This is a genomic window from Cupriavidus sp. 2TAF22, from assembly GCF_052115045.1.
Classification (GTDB): Bacteria; Pseudomonadota; Gammaproteobacteria; order Burkholderiales; family Burkholderiaceae; genus Cupriavidus.
Genome location: NZ_JBFRFX010000014.1, coordinates 43693 through 59483, shown reverse-complemented (window position 1 = coordinate 59483; position 15791 = coordinate 43693). Strand labels below are relative to the sequence as shown.

At 67.1% G+C, this 15791-nt stretch carries 17 protein-coding genes; 9 read left to right on the top strand and 8 right to left on the bottom strand.

Annotated elements, in window-relative coordinates; translation table 11 throughout:
• Positions 1-18: 18 nt before the first annotated feature.
• The 4 genes from AB4Z48_RS18795 (at position 19) to AB4Z48_RS18780 (ending at position 4807) form a co-directional block, all read left to right on the top strand.
• Positions 19-921, top strand: a complete 903-nt coding sequence (locus AB4Z48_RS18795; protein WP_441616617.1) for a LysR family transcriptional regulator — start codon at positions 19-21, stop codon at positions 919-921.
• Positions 922-1131: 210 nt separating this feature from the next.
• Positions 1132-2469: an MFS transporter gene (locus tag AB4Z48_RS18790; protein ID WP_441616615.1), complete on the top strand. Its 1338-nt coding sequence runs from the start codon at positions 1132-1134 to the stop codon at positions 2467-2469.
• A 152-nt stretch (positions 2470-2621) separates the two neighbouring features.
• On the top strand, positions 2622-3827 hold the full coding sequence (locus AB4Z48_RS18785; protein ID WP_441616613.1) for a CaiB/BaiF CoA transferase family protein: 1206 nt from the start codon (positions 2622-2624) through the stop codon (positions 3825-3827).
• A complete protein-coding gene (locus tag AB4Z48_RS18780; protein ID WP_441616611.1) occupies positions 3824-4807 on the top strand; it encodes a hydroxymethylglutaryl-CoA lyase in 984 nt (327 codons plus the stop codon). The genes AB4Z48_RS18785 and AB4Z48_RS18780 overlap by 4 nt, the downstream gene beginning before the upstream one ends.
• A gap of 66 nt (positions 4808-4873) precedes the next feature.
• On the opposite strand, the gene AB4Z48_RS18775 is transcribed toward AB4Z48_RS18780, so the two are convergent.
• From AB4Z48_RS18775 to AB4Z48_RS18760, 4 genes are all read right to left on the bottom strand, one after another.
• The gene (locus tag AB4Z48_RS18775) at positions 4874-5269 is read right to left on the bottom strand and encodes a RidA family protein (protein ID WP_441616609.1); all 396 of its coding nucleotides are present in this window, start codon (positions 5267-5269) and stop codon (positions 4874-4876) included.
• Between the two features lie 97 nt (positions 5270-5366).
• Positions 5367-5621, bottom strand: a complete 255-nt coding sequence (locus tag AB4Z48_RS18770) for a hypothetical protein (protein WP_441616607.1) — start codon at positions 5619-5621, stop codon at positions 5367-5369.
• Positions 5622-5971: 350 nt separating this feature from the next.
• On the bottom strand, positions 5972-6109 hold the full coding sequence (locus AB4Z48_RS18765) for a hypothetical protein (RefSeq protein ID WP_441616605.1): 138 nt from the start codon (positions 6107-6109) through the stop codon (positions 5972-5974).
• 195 nt (positions 6110-6304) lie between these two features.
• On the bottom strand, positions 6305-6682 hold the full coding sequence (locus tag AB4Z48_RS18760) for a cupin domain-containing protein (RefSeq protein WP_441616603.1): 378 nt from the start codon (positions 6680-6682) through the stop codon (positions 6305-6307).
• Between the two features lie 239 nt (positions 6683-6921).
• On the opposite strand from AB4Z48_RS18760, the gene AB4Z48_RS18755 reads away from it, so the two are divergent.
• The 3 genes from AB4Z48_RS18755 (at position 6922) to AB4Z48_RS18745 (ending at position 9872) form a co-directional block, all read left to right on the top strand.
• Positions 6922-7368: a cupin domain-containing protein gene (locus AB4Z48_RS18755; RefSeq protein ID WP_441616601.1), complete on the top strand. Its 447-nt coding sequence runs from the start codon at positions 6922-6924 to the stop codon at positions 7366-7368.
• 229 nt (positions 7369-7597) lie between these two features.
• Complete coding sequence (locus AB4Z48_RS18750) at positions 7598-8908, top strand: dicarboxylate/amino acid:cation symporter (protein ID WP_441616599.1); 1311 nt, start codon at positions 7598-7600, stop codon at positions 8906-8908.
• Between the two features lie 31 nt (positions 8909-8939).
• Entirely contained in the window at positions 8940-9872 is a 933-nt protein-coding gene (locus AB4Z48_RS18745; RefSeq protein WP_441616597.1) for an amino acid ABC transporter substrate-binding protein, read from the top strand.
• Between the two features lie 40 nt (positions 9873-9912).
• On the opposite strand, the gene AB4Z48_RS18740 is transcribed toward AB4Z48_RS18745, so the two are convergent.
• Positions 9913-10677 (bottom strand): DUF899 domain-containing protein, encoded by a 765-nt coding sequence (locus AB4Z48_RS18740; RefSeq protein ID WP_441616595.1) that lies wholly within the window; start codon positions 10675-10677, stop codon positions 9913-9915.
• A gap of 124 nt (positions 10678-10801) precedes the next feature.
• Here AB4Z48_RS18740 and AB4Z48_RS18735 point away from each other — a divergent pair, with 124 nt between their 5' ends.
• Together AB4Z48_RS18735 and AB4Z48_RS18730 are read left to right on the top strand one after the other, a co-directional pair.
• A complete protein-coding gene (locus AB4Z48_RS18735) occupies positions 10802-12022 on the top strand; it encodes a helix-turn-helix domain-containing protein (RefSeq protein WP_441616593.1) in 1221 nt (406 codons plus the stop codon).
• Between the two features lie 9 nt (positions 12023-12031).
• Positions 12032-12718: a Vgb family protein gene (locus tag AB4Z48_RS18730; RefSeq protein WP_441616591.1), complete on the top strand. Its 687-nt coding sequence runs from the start codon at positions 12032-12034 to the stop codon at positions 12716-12718.
• Between the two features lie 18 nt (positions 12719-12736).
• On the opposite strand, the gene AB4Z48_RS18725 is transcribed toward AB4Z48_RS18730, so the two are convergent.
• From AB4Z48_RS18725 to AB4Z48_RS18715, 3 genes are read right to left on the bottom strand one after another with little or no spacing between them, the layout of a single operon-like run.
• Positions 12737-13708: a Bug family tripartite tricarboxylate transporter substrate binding protein gene (locus tag AB4Z48_RS18725; RefSeq protein ID WP_441616589.1), complete on the bottom strand. Its 972-nt coding sequence runs from the start codon at positions 13706-13708 to the stop codon at positions 12737-12739.
• A gap of 20 nt (positions 13709-13728) precedes the next feature.
• Positions 13729-14901, bottom strand: coding sequence for a CaiB/BaiF CoA transferase family protein (locus tag AB4Z48_RS18720; RefSeq protein WP_441616587.1), 1173 nt, complete (start codon positions 14899-14901; stop codon positions 13729-13731).
• Positions 14902-14919: 18 nt separating this feature from the next.
• Entirely contained in the window at positions 14920-15726 is an 807-nt protein-coding gene (locus AB4Z48_RS18715; RefSeq protein WP_441616585.1) for a citryl-CoA lyase, read from the bottom strand.
• Positions 15727-15791 lie beyond the last annotated feature (65 nt).

Below are 15791 nucleotides of genomic sequence, written 5' to 3'. Positions count from 1 at the left end.
GCGTGAATATCGGCAATCATGAATCCGCACCGTCTCGACCTGGTCTCCCTTTCCCTGTTCAACCTGGTGGTCCGCTCCGGCAGCATCAGCAAGGGCGCGACGCTGGCCCACGTGGCGGTGGGCGCGGCCAGCAAGCGAATCTCCGACCTGGAGGCGGCGGTGGGCTCGAGCCTGCTGGAGCGACATTCGCGGGGCGTTTCCCTGACTGTCGCCGGGCAGGCGCTGTACCGCCACGCCCAACGCATTCTCGACGATGTCGACCTGCTGGTCGCCGACCTCTCCGACTACGCGTCGGGGATCGTCGGGGTGGTGCGCCTGTGGGTCAACACGTCGGCCGTCACCCAGTTCCTGCCCAGCGAGCTTGCCACTTTCGTGCAGGCAAATCCCGGCATACGGATCGAGCTCGAGGAGCAGAACAGTAGCGAGGTGGTGCAGGCGGTGCTGGACGGCCGGGCGGATATTGGCATCTTTGCCGATCGGACGCCCGCGCCGGGCCTGCACCAGGTGAAATACCGGGAAGACCGCCTGGGCCTGGTGGTGCCGCGCAGCCACGCGCTCGCGGGACGGCGCACGGTGAATTTTGAAGAAGCACTGGACTTCGACTTCGTCAGCCTGTCGGAGGGCACCTCCCTGGCCAAGCGCCTGCAGGCGGAGACCGAAGCGCTGGGACGCCGCCTGAAGCTGCGCATCCAGGTCCGCAGCTTCGATGCCATGTGCCAGATGGTGGCGGCCGGCATGGGCGTCGCCGTGCTGCCGTCCCATGCCGTTCACGCCCTTGTCCGGCCGCTGAACCTGCGCCAGATCCCGCTCAAGGACACCTGGGCCCGGCGCCAGCTTCTCATCGGCCTGCGCGATCCGAACGCCCTCCCGCGCCATGTGCGCACGCTCGTCGATCATCTCTGCGAGGCGCCCGCGGCCTAGCCTGCGCCTGGCGCGGGACCGGGCCAGCCAGCCCCTTCCAGCTTTCGCGTTTCGGGAAAGCTGCGTTCTCGCCTTCGTTCTTCTCCGGCTGAGTGCGGTCATCCAGAATGCCGCCATGCGTCACCAAGAGCGCCAACCACTCAGCAATTGCCAGACTCTCTGCGTCGCCGGTGCGACCGCGGGCAAGAGCAGCAAGCAAAGGAGACCAAGATGACCCAGGCTCAATCCCTGCCCATTGGCGCGCGCCCGCTGGCGCCGCCTGACGAATCGCGCACCGTGCGCAAGGTGGCATGGCGAATCATGCCCCTGATCATGGTGTGCTACCTGTTCGCGTTCTTCGATCGCATCAACATCAGCTTTGCCAAGTTCGCCCTGCAGAGCGACCTCGGCCTGAGCGACACGGCGTACGGCCTGGGTGCGGGCCTCTTCGTCGTGGGCTATGTGCTGTTCGAGGTGCCTAGCAACCTCATGCTCTACAAGGTCGGGGCGCGGCGCTGGATTGCCCGCATCATGGTGTCATGGGGCATCGCCACCGCCCTGATGGCCTTTGTCCAGACCGAATGGCAGTTCTACTCCCTGCGCTTCCTGATCGGCGCCATGGAAGCCGGGTTCGCGCCCGGCGTGCTGTTCTACCTGACCCTGTGGTTTCCGCTCGCTTATCGCGGCCGCATCACTTCCATGCTGTTCCTGGCCTCGGCCTTTGCCGGCCTGGTCGGCGCGCCTGCCGCGGGCCTCGTCCTGTCGCACATGGAGGGCTTCCTGTCGATGCGAGGCTGGCACTGGCTGTTCCTCGTGGGGGGCGTGCCCTGCGTGGTGCTCGGCTACCTTGTCTTCAGGCTGTTGAATGACCGCATCCAGGATGCCGCCTGGCTCACGCCGGACGAACAGGCCCTGCTCTCGAGCCGCATCGCGGAGCAGAACAAAGGCGTTGGTGGCCACTCCCTGCTCGACGCGCTGAAGGCGCCCGGCTTCCTGACCCTGGGCCTGGCCTACTTCCTCATCCAGATCAGCTCCTACGGCCTCAATTTCTGGGCTCCTCACCTGATCCGCGCCTCGGGCATCGCCAATCCCACTACCATCGGCCTTCTCACCGCGGTTCCATATCTCTTCGGTGCGATCGCCATGGTAGTGGTGGGGCGCCTCTCGGATGCGACCGGCGAGCGCAGCAAGTTCGTGGCGGGGCTGATGGTGATGGCCGCCATCGGCTTCTTCAGCGCGGGCGTGTTCGACAAGCAGGCCGGCTTGCTCGTGGCCGCGCTGGCGATCATGGGCGCGGGCGTTATCGCTTCGATCCCCGCCTTCTGGGCGCTGCCGCCGAAGCTGGTGAGCGGGGTCGGCGCCGCGGGCGGCATCGCACTGATCAATACCCTGGGCCAGCTCGGCGGCATCGTCAGCCCCGTCATGGTGGGTCGCATCAAGGACTTGACGGGCAGCACCACGCCAGCCTTGTACGTGATCGGATGCCTGGCCCTGATCTGCGCCGCGATCCTCCTGTTCGGGCTCCCCGCGAAGCTGCGCGCAAAGGAAGACAAGCGCCCCGCCCACTGAGAACCGGGCCAGCGCAGCGCATTGCTCCGCCGCAACGCTGCGCCGAGTCCCGCCTCAGGGAATCTCGCCTCAGGGGAGCCTCCCTTGCACATGGCGATTGATGGCGTCTTCTAGAATCAACCGACAACCGACACACGAGAACGAGGTCGATCATGAACAAGGACATTCCAGTTGCCGCGCTGCAGGGCGTGCGCGTCATCGAGATGGGGCAGCTGATCGCCGGCCCCTTCGCCGGCAAGACGCTGGGCGAATTCGGCGCCGACGTCATCAAGATCGAGCCCCCGGGCAGCGGCGACCCGTTGCGCAACTGGCGCCTGATCAAGGAAGGCACCTCCGTGTGGTGGCAGGTGCAATCGCGCAACAAGCGCTCCATCGCCCTGGACCTGCGCAGCAGCGAGGGCCAGGACATCGCCAGAAAGCTCATCGCCGAAGCCGATGTGCTGATCGAGAATTTCCGGCCCGGCACGCTGGAGAGCTGGGGCATGGGCTGGGACGTGCTGTCCGCGCTCAATCCGGGGCTCGTGATGCTGCGCATCTCCGGCTATGGCCAGACCGGCCCTTACCGGGACCTGCCGGGCTTCGGCGCCATCGGCGAGGCCATGGGCGGCTTGCGCCATCTCACCGGGGAGCCGGGCCGGGTACCGGTGCGCTGCGGCATCTCGATCGGCGACACCCTTGCGGCGCTCCATGGGACCATCGGCATCCTCACGGCGCTTTACCACCGCAAGGTCAACGGCGGCCACGGGCAAGTGATCGACGTGGCCCTGAACGAGGCGGTGTTCAACGTCATGGAGAGCCTGATTCCCGAGTACAGCGCCTTCGGCGCCGTCAGGGAAGCTGCCGGCAGCGCCCTGCCCGGGATCGCTCCCTCCAACGCCTACCGCTGCAGCGACGGCTTTGTGCTGATCGCCGGCAACGGCGACAGCATCTTCCGGCGCCTGATGCAGACCATCGGCCGGGACGACCTGGCCGCCGATCCCGCGCTGGAGAACAACGCGGGGCGCGTTGCGCGCGCGGCCGAGCTGGACAGCGCCATCGAGGCCTGGACGCTCACGCGGCCGGTGAGCCAGGTCGTGGAAATCCTGGGCTCGGCGCGGGTGCCGGCGGGCAAGGTCTACACCGCGAAGGACATCGCCGAGGATCCGCATTACCGGGCGCGTGACATGATTCTTTCCCAGACGACGCGGGACGGGTTCGATGTCGAGGTGCCCGGCGTGGTCCCCAAGCTGCTGGGCACGCCGGGCTCGGTCCGCACCTCGGCACCGGGTCTCGGCGACGATACCGACGGGGTCTTGCTGGAAATCGGCTTTTCGGCCCAGGACATCGCCGCCTTGCGCGGCAGGAAGGTGGTGGCATGAATACCTGGAACGGTGCCGGACGGCACATCTACATGCAGGAAGTCGGCATGCGGGACGGCCTTCAGGCCGAACGGGCCTTCGTGCCCACCGCGGACAAGGTCGCGCTGGTGAATGCCCTGTCCCGGGCCGGCATGGCGAAGATCGAAGTGACGGCATTCGTCTCGCCCAAGGCGATTCCGGCGCTGAGCGATGCGCAGGACGTGCTGGGCGCCATCGAACGCCACCCCGGCGTTGTCTACAGCGCCCTCGTACCCAATGTGCGAGGCGCGGAGCGCGCCATCGAGGCCGGCACGGACGAGTTGAACCTGGTCATGTCCGCCAGCGAGTCCCACAACCTCGCCAACCTGAGGATGACCCGGGCCCAGTCCTTCGCTGCCCTGTCGGAGGTGGCCGGCATCGCCCGCGACGCTGGCGCCGCCGTCAACATCTCGCTGTCCTGCAGCTTCGGCTGTCCCATGGAGGGCGACGTGCCTGCGGCGGCGGTGCTCGACTGGTGTGCCCGCCATATCGAGGAAATCGGCACCCACGGCATCACCCTGTGCGACACCACCGGCATGGCATACCCGGGCCAGGTGGCCGCGCTGACACGCCGCTTCCGGGAGCGCTGGCCGGATACCGAACTGACCCTGCATTTCCACAACACCCGCGGCATGGGGCTGGCCAACGTGCTTGCGGCCATCGACGCCGGCGCCGACCGCTTCGACGCTTCGCTCGGCGGCATCGGCGGCTGCCCGTACGCCCCGGGTGCCACGGGCAACGTTTGCACGGAGGAGATCGTCCATGCGCTGCAACTCATGGACTACGACACCGGGGTGGACCTTGCCCGCGTCCTCGAGGCCGCGAGGACGCTGTCGGCCCTGCTTGGCCATGACATCCCGAGCCAGATCCTGAAGGCTGGACGCCGGCTCGACCTGCATGCGCCGCCCGCCGACTTCGCCGCCATCCGGGAGCGTGCGCACAGCCGGCCCGCAACGCCGTGAGCCCCGCGCCGCGGCAGCCGGTTCGCACTGGTTTGCGCACGCTGCCGCGGGCACGGCGCCCACGCTTCATGCCGCCGGGTCCGGCTCCCCGAATACCGCAATGCACTCCACCTCAACCCTGGCGCCAAGCGCTAGCCCGCTGGCGCCGAGTGCGCTGCGCGCAGGGTATGGCGCCTGGAAGAAATCCTTGTAGACCTCGTTGAAGATATGCCATTCGCTGATATCAGCCAGCATGATGGTGCATTTCGCAACCCGCTGCAGCGACAAGCCGTGTGCTTCGAGCGTGCCGCGGATATTCATCAGCGTCTGCCTGGCCTCTTCGCGAATCCCCCCCGGCACTAGCCGGGTGGTGCCCGGTACGATGCCCATCTGCCCGGACAGATAGAGCAGCTCGCCAACTCGCACGCCTTCGGAGAAAGGCAGCCCGGCAGGAAGAACCTTGCCTGAATTCAGGAATTCCATATTGCGCCCCGTGTCAGCAGTGGGAACCGCGAACCGCGCGCGCCGCCCGGTCGCGTCCAACCGGTTTTCAGTGTAGGGCAAGGATGCCCGGGGTTAACTAATGTGACTCCTGATGTACTGCATTCCTGGCCGCGCCGTAGCCCTCGCGGGCCTTGCCTGCCACGCCATGGGCGACGTCCCTGGCAGCGTGGCCGATGCCGCGGCCGGCGTCGCGCGCCAGCTCTCCGGTCCTTTTGACAGCATGCACGGTTGCCTGCTTGACCTCATGCGCGGCCTGGCGCGCATCGGCCCTGGCCAGCGGACTGAGCGTCAGCGTGACCAGGGCAGCCAGAATGAATTTCCGATTTTTCACGAAGGCGATTCCAACAAAAAGCGCGGCGAGCCGGCGAGCGGATGCGCGGGCATCCACCGGCGCGGGGCCGCTTGCTCACAGGGCGCTATTGTAGGCGGATTGGTCGAGGCACTGGATGCCAGCCCCGGATGACCAGGCGGGGGGCTGCGGGCAGCCAGCCGGCAGCGGGGCTGCGTGGCGGTGCCTGGCGATGGTGTTCGGTTTCAACGGCGAGGACCAGATCCTGCTGCCGGATCATGGTGCGCCTCCCGTCATGGTCCGCGCGTTCGGGACAGATCGGCTTCACTGCGGCGACCGGCCTGCATGGCTGGTTGCGCCGTGCCGCGGCTTCAGCTTCGGCCTCAGCCGGGTCAGGACTTCTTCTTGGCGACGCCGTCATTGCCCACGCGCGACTGCACCGTGCCGAACGGGCTTGCCGGCGCTGCCGGTTTCTTCGGCTGCTTTGGCTTCTTCGCTTCGCGGTTGCCGCGTAGTTGACTCTTGGCCATGGTGATACTCCTTTGGAATCCTGATGCGTTGCTTGCCGGAGGGCAGATCCAGCATACGCCGTTAATCCAAAGCAAAGGGAAATATCGTATATGGAATGCGGCCGGCCATATCTTCAAGCGATATGCCGCCATGCCGGGCTGCCCCGGATAAGCGCGAGCGTGCGGACAGCGTCCTGGCTCCCGCGCGGGTTCGCCTCAGGTCTGCACCGCCACCATCAGGGCGGGCACTGCGCTCTTGACCGTGCTCTTATGCCCAAGCCCCGTCGTGTCCTCGAGGAGAATCGCAAGCCCCGGCTTTCCCAGCAACCGCTGGCCGTCGCTCACCTCGAATTCCATCTCACCGGAGAGAAAGAAGAGCCATTGGCGTTTCGGGCTCGGGTGGAAATCGCCGAAATACGCCACTGGCACGGACAGGAACGCGTAAGCGGATGCGGGCTGCAGGCCGGAGACAAGAATCGGCGGCGCCGGAGGAACGAAATCCGTGGACGCCATGCCGAGGCAAAGGCCTTCCTCGATATGCGACTCACCTTTGGCGTCCGCGTAGAGGCGCGCGTATGTCACAGCGTTGTCCATGGTGGCTCGGCTCCTTCGGCGCGAACATGCGCTGACTGATTGTAGGACAGCGATGCCCGGCCGATGGCGGCCGCCCGCCTTGCCGACTGCGGCGACATGCTGCCGCGGCTTGCAAATGAGCCCGGCCGGGTCGCGCCTGCTTGCAGCCGATCGGCCGCTCGCGGATAGTGCACGCCGACCTACAATGACAATGCAATGCGGGGGGACAGACCAGAGCCCCCAATTTCAAGGGGCTGACAATGACTCCTGGCCGCGCGAACCAGGGCGAACCGATCAAGGTTGGCCAACTGGACATCCAGTACCTGATCGATGGAACCGCCACGGGCGGGATGGGTGCCTTCGAGATGACGGTGCCGCCCGGCTCGCAAGTGCCGCCGCCGCATAGCCACACACACAACGAAGAGTGCGTCTATGTGCTGGAAGGCGTACTTCGGTACTCGGTCGACGGCGTTGCCCGTGACCTGGCGCGCGGCGACTATATGCTCTCCCCACGCGGATCGGTCCATCACTTCAGCAATCCGCACGGTGACACGGCCCGCGCGCTGATTGTCATGACGCCCGACCTTGGCGCCCAGTACTTCCGCGACGTCGCGGCCATCATCAATGGCGGCGGACCGCCCGACCGCGCCAGGCTTGCCGAGGTCATGTCCGGGTACGGGCTGGTGCCGGCGCCGCCCGGCGCATAGCACTCGCCAGGCAATCGCTTCCAGTGATGCGGTTTCCCGCATCTCGGGTGTTTCTCACCGGAACACCCGGCCCGACTGGCGGGGGCAACTGTGACGGATCATGGACTTTGCGCGATCCGGCGCGATCGGGGTCACGCCAGGGATTGCCCATTGCCGCTGCGGCGACCTATCGTTATTTAGGTGCAGACCTCGGCGCAGGACGTCCACCCGGAAGCCCCAAGGAGAAGTCATGAGCAAGAAGTCCCATATCACGACGTATATCGTCATCGCGATGATTCTCGGCGGCGTGGTCGGTTACGCTTGCCACATCGCTTTCCCGGATCCCAAGCTCGCGAAAGACGTCGCCGGATACATCTCGATCATCACCGATGTGTTCCTGCGGCTGATCAAGATGATCATCGCGCCGCTGGTCTTCTCCACGCTCGTGATGGGCATCGCGCACATGGGAGATGCCAGCACGGTGGGGCGCGTCGGCGTCAAGGCACTCGGCTGGTTCATCACCGCGTCGCTGGTATCCCTGACGCTGGGCCTGATCATGGCCACGCTGCTGCAGCCCGGCACCAATATCGGCCTGCCGCTGCCCGAGGTGGGCGCCGCCACCAACCTCAAGACCAACGCCTTCACGCTGAAAGACTTCGTGGCCCACACGGTGCCAAAATCCGTGGCCGAGGCCATGGCCAACAACGAAATCCTGCAGATCGTGGTGTTCTCGATCTTCTTCGGCACGGCCCTGTCCACCCTGGGAGAGCGGGGCGCGCGCATGGCYGGCGTCATCGAGGACCTGGCACAGGTGATGTTGAAGATCACCGGCGCGGTCATGTGGCTGGCACCGGTGGCGGTGTTCGCCGCCATTGCATCGACGGTGACCACGCAAGGCCTGGGTATTCTCCTGACCTTCGCCAAGTTCATGGGCAGCTTCTACCTGGCCCTGATCGTGCTGTGGGGCCTGCTGACACTGGCGGGCATGGCGTTCCTCGGCAAACGGACCTTCACGCTGATCCGCCTTATCCGCGAGCCGTTCCTGCTGTCGTTCTCCACCGCAAGTTCGGAAGCCGCTTACCCGAAGATGCTGGAGGCGCTCGACAAGTTCGGGGTCAGCCGCAAGATCTCCAGCTTCGTGCTGCCGCTGGGCTACTCGTTCAACCTGGACGGGTCGATGATGTATTGCACCTTCGCCGTCCTGTTCATCGCCCAGGCGTATGACATTCATCTGCCGCTGGGCACCCAGATCACCATGCTGCTGCTCCTGATGCTCACATCGAAGGGGATGGCGGGCGTGCCGCGCGCCTCGCTGGTGGTGATCGCGGCCACGCTGAACCAGTTCAACATCCCGGAAGCGGGCCTGCTGCTGATCATGGGCGTGGACCAGTTCCTCGACATGGGCCGCTCGGCGACCAATGCCGTCGGGAACTCGATCGCCTCCGCCGTGGTAGCCAAGTGGGAAGGCCAGCTCGCGAGCGAGTCCACGCTCGGTCCCGGCGAGGGCGGCGTCGGCGGCGGGCCGGTGCCGCTGCACAAGCCGGACGCCGTGCGTGCATAGCCGTCCGGGCCCGGATCTGGGAGAAGCGCGCATGCATGCCATACAAGTACGCCGGTGGTCCCTGCCCGGCCATCCGATGCTGCAAGCGGTCGTGGCCCTGTGCATGGCGATATGCGTCGGCATCGTCTCGGCTCAGGAAGCCATCGAGCTGCGCGGCACCCTGAGGAAAGCCAAGGACACCGGCAGCCTGACCATCGGCTACCGGGAGTCGTCCCTGCCGTTCTCGTACCTGAACCAGGCCAACAGGCCGATCGGGTACGCGATCGATATCTGTACGGCCATCGTGCAAGCCGCGGGGGCAGAGGTCGGACGCGAGTTGTCGATCCAGTGGGTGCCGGTGACGTCCGAGAACCGCTTTGACGCCATTGTCTCGGGCAAGATCGACCTGGAGTGCGGATCGACCACACGCAACGCCGAGCGCCTGCAGCGCGTCGCGTTCTCGCCCGTGATCTTCATTGCCGGTACCAAGCTGATGGTGCCGCACGGCTCGCCGATCAGGTTGCCCCGCGACCTGAAAGGCAAGACGGTGGTCGCCACGGCAGGCACGACCAACGCCCAGGCGCTGGAGCGGCTGTCCGCGCGATTCGACCTGGGGCTGAAAATCATCCGCGCGCGCGACCACGCCGATGCGTTCGAGGTGCTGCGGCACGGCGGCGCCGACGCCTATGCGGGGGACGATGTGCTCCTGTACGGCATGATTGCCAAGTACGCCGCCGGCAAGAAATACGACATCACCCGCGATTTTCTCTCTTACGACCCGTACGGGATCATGCTGCGCAAGGGCGATCCCCAGTTCTCGGCTGTGGTGGACAAGGCCGTTCGCGAGCTGATCACCTCCGGAGAACTGGAGCGCCTGTACAAGCAATGGTTCCTTGACCGGCTGCCCACCGGTGAGCGCCTTGGCATCCCGATGAGCGCGCAACTGGAGGACATCATCAGCGCGACGCCGGAACCGCCGGACTAGAGACGCGCCGCAAGGACGCCAGCAACACCCGCGAACTGGTTCAGCGCTGGTCGTACTCGTCGTGGCGGCGCCACCAGACGCCTGTCTCGTTGCGCCCCCTGGGGGCACGGTCGAGCCACTGGTACATGCCCCAGAGCCCGTCCAGTCCGCGCGCATAGGTGGAATAGGTGTGATAGACGACGCCGTCCTCCAGCACGAACACGCTCATGCCCGGCCTGTCGCGCGAGAACGTCGGCGCGTCGGTCCCGCATGTGGCTGCGATCCGGGCGACCGGCTCCGGGACCCGGGTCGCGTCCATCGCATGGCCGGCGCGCCGGTAGTTGTATTCGATGTCCCCCGCACGCTGTTGCGCCTCGGTAAACGAGACGTTGAAGTCGAAGTTGAAGTCGCTGTCGAGCGAGGACGCCCAGGGAAACGTCCATCCCATCCGCCGCTGGTACGCCTGCAGCTTCGCGAGCGGAGCCCGCGACACCGCCATGAGCGTGACGTCGTGGTTCGCCAGGTGGACGACGAAGCCGTCGAAACCGTCCGCGATCGCCGAGCAGGACGGGCAACCCGCCGTGTAGTCGGGCCCGAACATGAAGTGATAGACAAGGAGCTGCGAGCGTCCCCCGAAGAGGTCTGCCAGCGAAGCGCTCCCCTGCCCGGTCTCGAATCGGTACGCCTTGTCGACCCGGACCCACGGCAGCGCCTGACGTTGCCGCGCCAGTTCGTCGCTGCGCCGCGTCAACTCCTTCTCCGCCTCGAGCAGCTCGAACCGCGCTGCCAGCCACGCTTCGCGTGTCCCGGTCATGTGTCCTGTCATCGTTCTCTCCTTGGCTGTCCTGCGTCGTTCTTTCGGTTCCCGGTACGACGTGCTGGCCGGGGGTCGTGTGCTAGATTAGTACCGGGCATCGAACGGTGGGAGTGACAAGTTTGGCGGGATTCAGATGGACTCGCTGATCACGGCCGCGGCGCGTGCGCTCGCCGCGGGTGATCCCCTCGGCGCGCTGAACCGGATCGCCTTGCGCGACGACGCCCCTGCGCTTGCGCTTCGCGGCATCGCGATGGCGCAGCTCGGCGATCTCGCTCGCGCGAAGGCGCTGGTGCGAAGCGCGGCACGCGCCTTCGGCCCGAAAGAGGCCGTGGCCCGCGCGAGGTGTATCGTCGCCGAGGCCGAGATCGCGCTGGCCTCGCGCGAGCTGGGCTGGCCTGCGAAGGCGCTCGACGCGGCGCGGGCGACGCTCGAGGCGCACGGCGACCGCGTAAACGCTGCCCATGCGCGCCATCTCGAACTCCGGCGCCTCCTCCTGATCGGGCACCTCGACGAGGCCGAGCGTGCGCTCGCCGGGCTCGACCCCGCGCCCTTCCCGCCCGCGGCGCGGGCCGCCCACGAACTGGTCGTTGCCGGCATCGCGATGCGACGCCTGCGCACGCAGGCGGCGCGCGCCGCGCTCGCCCGGGCCGGGCGGGCCGCGCGTCTCGCAGGTATCCCCGCGCTGGCGGCGGAGGTCGAAAGCGCGCGCCTCGTCCTGGACACGCCCGCGGCGCGCCTGATCGCGCGTGGCGAGCAACGACTCCTCCTGCTGGAGGAAGTCGAGGCGTTGCAGGCGTCGCAGGCGCTCGTGGTGGACGCGTGCCGCCATGTCGTGCGCGACGCGGGCACGGTGGTGTCGCTCGCAAGGCGTCCGGTGCTGTTCGCGCTCGCCCGCGCACTGGGCGAAGCCTGGCCCGCAGACGCGCCGAGGGCCACGCTCGTCGCGCGGGCGTTCCGCGCGAAGCTCGCCGATGAATCTCACCGCGCGCGGTTGCGAGTCGAAGTCGGGCGACTTCGCACGGTGCTCGGGACGCTGGCCGGCGTGAGCGCGACGAAGCGGGGATTTGCGCTGGTACCGCGTCGCGCATGCGAGGTCGTGGTGCTGGCGCGGCCGGTCGAAGAGGCGCATGCGGCAATGCTGGCATTGCTCGCCGACGGCGAGACGTGGTCGAGTTCGGCCCTGGCGCTTGCGCTCGGAGCCAGCCAGCGCACCGTGCAGCGGGCGCTCGACTCGCTTGCGGCAGCCGGCAAGGTACAGTCGTTTGGTCGCGGGCGCGCTCGTCGCTGGCTGACCCCACCCGTGCCGGGATTCGCGGCGACCTTGTTGCTCCCCGATCCACTACCAGGTGACTAGGATGGAAGCATGAAGCGATCAGCAGCCGAAATTCTCCGCGAATACGGGCCCTTTCCGGGTGTCGACCATGTGCATGGCGTCACATATGACGGCCAGCGCGTCTGGCTGGCTGCCGGAGACAAGCTCAACGCCTTCGATCCGGCAAGCGGGGAGACGCTGCGCTCGATCGATGTCGCCGCGCAGGCGGGAACGGCCTTCGACGGCCGGCACCTGTTCCAGATCGCCGGCGATCGCATCCAGAAGATCGATCCGGACACCGGCCGCGTGCTCGCCACCATCCCGGCGCCCGGCGGCGGCGGCGACTCGGGGCTGGCGTGGGCCGAAGGGACGCTCTGGGTGGGCCAGTATCGGGACCGCAAGATCCATCAGGTCGATCCCCTGACAGGGGCGATTCTCCGCACCATCGCGTCCAACCGCTTCGTCACCGGGGTCACCTGGATCGACGGGGAACTGTGGCACGGCACCTGGGAAGATGAGGCGAGCGATCTGAGGCGGGTCGATCCGCGCACGGGCGAGGTCCTGGAGAGCCTCGAGATGCCGCCTGGCGTCGGCGTATCGGGGCTCGAGTCCGATGGCGGCGACCAGTTCTTCTGCGGAGGCGGAAGCAGCGGCAAGGTCAGGGCCGTCCGCCGGCCCAGGCCAGGCCTGGCGGACGGCAGCGGCCCCGCGATTCCCGCCGGCTCCGCTGGCGAGTAAGCGGGGCGGCCGGCAGCTTCAGTCGACCTGCGCGTTCGATTGCTTGACGACGGCGGTCCACTTCTGCATCTCGCCATTCACGAAGCCAGGCAATTGCGCCGTCTCCAGCGTGGCAGCCTCCAGGCCCTGCGCCGCCAGTTGCTTCTGGACGGCCGGATCCTGCAGTACCGCCTGCATCGTCTGCACCAGGCGGGTCCGCGCCTGGGCACCGAGTCCGGCCGGGCCGGCCAGCATGAACCAGGCCGTCAGGTCGAAGCCGGGATAGCCCGACTCGGCCACCGTCGGCACGTCAGGCGCCGCCACCGAGCGGCGCTGGCTGCTTGCGGCCAGCGCGCGCAGCTTGTGGCCCTTGAGGTAGGGCAGCACGGCCACCGGGTGATAGAACATGAAGTCCACCTGCCCGCCCAGCACCGCGGTCAACGCCTGGCCGCCTTCCTTGAACGGCACGTGCGTCATGCTCACGCCCGCCATCGACTTGAGCAGTTCGCCCGCCAGGTGGCCGGAGGTACCGCTGCCCGCCGAGCCGAACGACAGCTTGTCCGGATGTGCCTTGGCGTAAGCGATCAGGTCGGCCAGCGTCTTGTACGGCGCGTCCTCGCGGACCACCAGCAGCGTCGGCGTATAGCCCGGGATGCCGATGAACGAGAAGTCCTTGCCCGGATCGTACGGCAGCTTGCGATAGAGCGCCTTGTTGATGGCGAGCGTGCCGACGGTGCCCATCGTGAGCGTATAGCCGTCGCCCTTGGACTTGGCGACATAGTCGGTGCCGATCGCGCCGCCCGCGCCAGCCTTGTTCTCCACCACGATCGGCTGGCCGAGTTTCTTGCCCATGGCCTCGCCGATGATGCGCGCGGTGATGTCCGTGGACGTGCCGCCGCCAAACGGCACCACCAGCCGTACCGGCCTGGAGGGATAGTCGTCGGCCCGGGCAAGGCCGGCGATGAGGGTGAAGGCAGCCATCGCGGCTGCCGCCGTCAGTATCTTCTTCATGTCTCCTCCTTTGCGGATTGTCAGGAACCGGTCTGTGCCGGACTTCCCGTTTGCGCCAGTGCGGCGCGGACTTCTTCGCGAACCTGTTCGTTATGCTCGCCCAGCAACGGCGGCGCCATCACATCCAGCGCGCGCTGCCCGTCGAACGACACCGGACTGCGTACCGTCCTGAATTCCCCGAGCGTGGGATGCTGCCCCGTGACCAGCAGTTGCAGGTGCCTGGCCTGCGGGTCTTCCAGCGCCTCGCTGGTGTCGTACATCGGCGCGTGCGGCACATCCTCCGCCTCCAGCCGCTCGCACCATTGTGCCCGCGGGCGCTGGCGGAACAGGCCGCCGAGCAGGTCGATCAGCGCCTCCTGGCTGCCAATGCGCGCTTCGCGCGTGGCAAAGCGCGGGTCCTTGAACAGGTCCGGGCGCTCGATGGCGTTGGCCAGCCCCTGCCAGAATTTCTCGGGCGACGACATGTGCAGGGCGATCCATTTGCCGTCGCCGCACTCCAGCACATACGACTGCGACACACTGGGGCGGCTGTACGGACCCATGACTTCGCCGGCCGAATAGTAATGCGTGAAGGCGTCGAGGTTGAAATGGCTCATCGCCTCCAGCATCGACACTTCCACCTTGCGGCCCACGCCGGTGCGGTTGCGCTCATGGAGTGCGCCAAGGATGCCGTACGCGGCGTAGAAACCCGTCATCGCATCGGCAATCGCCGGGCCGACCACGCGCGGATTGGCCGGGTTGACCAGCAGGTTCAGGAAGCCGCTGGCCGCCTGCGCCACCGTGTCGTAGCTCGGGCGCGACGCTGCCGGCCCGGTGGCGCCAAAGCCGCTGATGGCGCAATAGATGAGGCGCGGATTGAGCTCGCGCAAGCGCGCCTCCCCTGCGCCCAGGCGCTCCGCCGCGCCGGGGCGGAAGTTCTGGATATAGACGTCGGCGTCTCGCACCAGATCGTCGAAGACCTGCAGGTCCTCGGGATGCTTGGTGTTGAGGGTGATGCTGCGCTTGTTGCGGTTGTAGGTCTGGAAATGCGGGCTGTAGAGCCCTCCCTTGAACGCGCGGAACGGGTCACCGGTCTCGGGCTGCTCGATCTTCACGACGTCGGCACCGAGGTCGCCAAGCAGCATGCCGGCGGCGGGTCCGGTAATAAAGGTCCCCTGTTCCAGGACCTTGACGCCTTGCAGGACTTTGATCATCTGAAGCTCCGTCTACGGTCAGGCTTGCGGGTCGAAGCCGGCGGGCGTCTCGCCGGTGTAGACCACTTCGCGCGTAGCCTGGTACGACAGCGCAAAGCCGATCGAGTGGCGCAGCTCTTCGCTCAGGTGCGCGATCAGGCCGCCGGTGCGCGCCAGGATCGGCACGCCCTTGAGGGCATTGAGCGGAAAGCCCACGCCCAGCAGCACGGCCGGAATCGCCGCCGAGACGTTGAGGCTGAGCTCCTTGCCGACAATGCCGGGGATGACGGATTCCACGGCATCGGCGATATCGATGTAGGTGGTATCGGCGCCCGCCTCGCGCGCCACGTTGATCAGCGCGGCCACGCGCGGATCGCGCGCCTTGTGCAGCGGGTGGCCATAGCCGGGGATGGCGCGGCGCGCCTCGCGCCAGGCGTGGACAACGGCCTTGGCCGCCTGCTCGATGGTCTCGCCGCCCGCCATGCGCTCGCGCACTTCCGTAAACAGCACGCCGGCGGTCTCTGACGCGCCCAGGATGACCGAGCCGCAGCCGAGGATGCCGGCCGCCACCGCGCCCTGCAGCGCATCGGGCGCCGCGGCCAGCGTCATGCGGCTGGCCTGCACGCTCGGCACCAGCCCGTGCTCTGCAATGGCGACCAGCGTCGCGTCCACCACCTTGACCGCGGCGGCGTCGGGCCGCTTGCCCGTGACCAGGAAGTAGAAGTACTCGGTAAAGCTGAGCTTGCCGATCAGGTCCTGGCACAGGTCCGCGCCGCGGACCACGATGGTTTCCGTGCTGGACGTGCTGATGGCGGTCTGCGGGATGGTTTCCTTGCCGATCTTCATGGTGGTGGGGTCTCCGTTGGTATAGGGCTGGTCTGGCTAGTCTATGGGCACCGCCATCACAGATG

Coding starts and splice junctions, on each gene's coding strand:
- AB4Z48_RS18795 (WP_441616617.1), top strand. CDS start 19: ATGAATCCGCACCGTCTCGACCTGGTCTCCCTTTCCCTGTTCAACCTG.
- AB4Z48_RS18790 (WP_441616615.1), top strand. CDS start 1,132: ATGACCCAGGCTCAATCCCTGCCCATTGGCGCGCGCCCGCTGGCGCCG.
- AB4Z48_RS18785 (WP_441616613.1), top strand. CDS start 2,622: ATGAACAAGGACATTCCAGTTGCCGCGCTGCAGGGCGTGCGCGTCATC.
- AB4Z48_RS18780 (WP_441616611.1), top strand. CDS start 3,824: ATGAATACCTGGAACGGTGCCGGACGGCACATCTACATGCAGGAAGTC.
- AB4Z48_RS18775 (WP_441616609.1), bottom strand. CDS start 5,269: ATGGAATTCCTGAATTCAGGCAAGGTTCTTCCTGCCGGGCTGCCTTTC.
- AB4Z48_RS18765 (WP_441616605.1), bottom strand. CDS start 6,109: ATGGCCAAGAGTCAACTACGCGGCAACCGCGAAGCGAAGAAGCCAAAG.
- AB4Z48_RS18760 (WP_441616603.1), bottom strand. CDS start 6,682: ATGGACAACGCTGTGACATACGCGCGCCTCTACGCGGACGCCAAAGGT.
- AB4Z48_RS18755 (WP_441616601.1), top strand. CDS start 6,922: ATGACTCCTGGCCGCGCGAACCAGGGCGAACCGATCAAGGTTGGCCAA.
- AB4Z48_RS18745 (WP_441616597.1), top strand. CDS start 8,940: ATGCATGCCATACAAGTACGCCGGTGGTCCCTGCCCGGCCATCCGATG.
- AB4Z48_RS18740 (WP_441616595.1), bottom strand. CDS start 10,677: ATGACAGGACACATGACCGGGACACGCGAAGCGTGGCTGGCAGCGCGG.
- AB4Z48_RS18735 (WP_441616593.1), top strand. CDS start 10,802: ATGGACTCGCTGATCACGGCCGCGGCGCGTGCGCTCGCCGCGGGTGAT.
- AB4Z48_RS18730 (WP_441616591.1), top strand. CDS start 12,032: ATGAAGCGATCAGCAGCCGAAATTCTCCGCGAATACGGGCCCTTTCCG.
- AB4Z48_RS18725 (WP_441616589.1), bottom strand. CDS start 13,708: ATGAAGAAGATACTGACGGCGGCAGCCGCGATGGCTGCCTTCACCCTC.
- AB4Z48_RS18720 (WP_441616587.1), bottom strand. CDS start 14,901: ATGATCAAAGTCCTGCAAGGCGTCAAGGTCCTGGAACAGGGGACCTTT.
- AB4Z48_RS18715 (WP_441616585.1), bottom strand. CDS start 15,726: ATGAAGATCGGCAAGGAAACCATCCCGCAGACCGCCATCAGCACGTCC.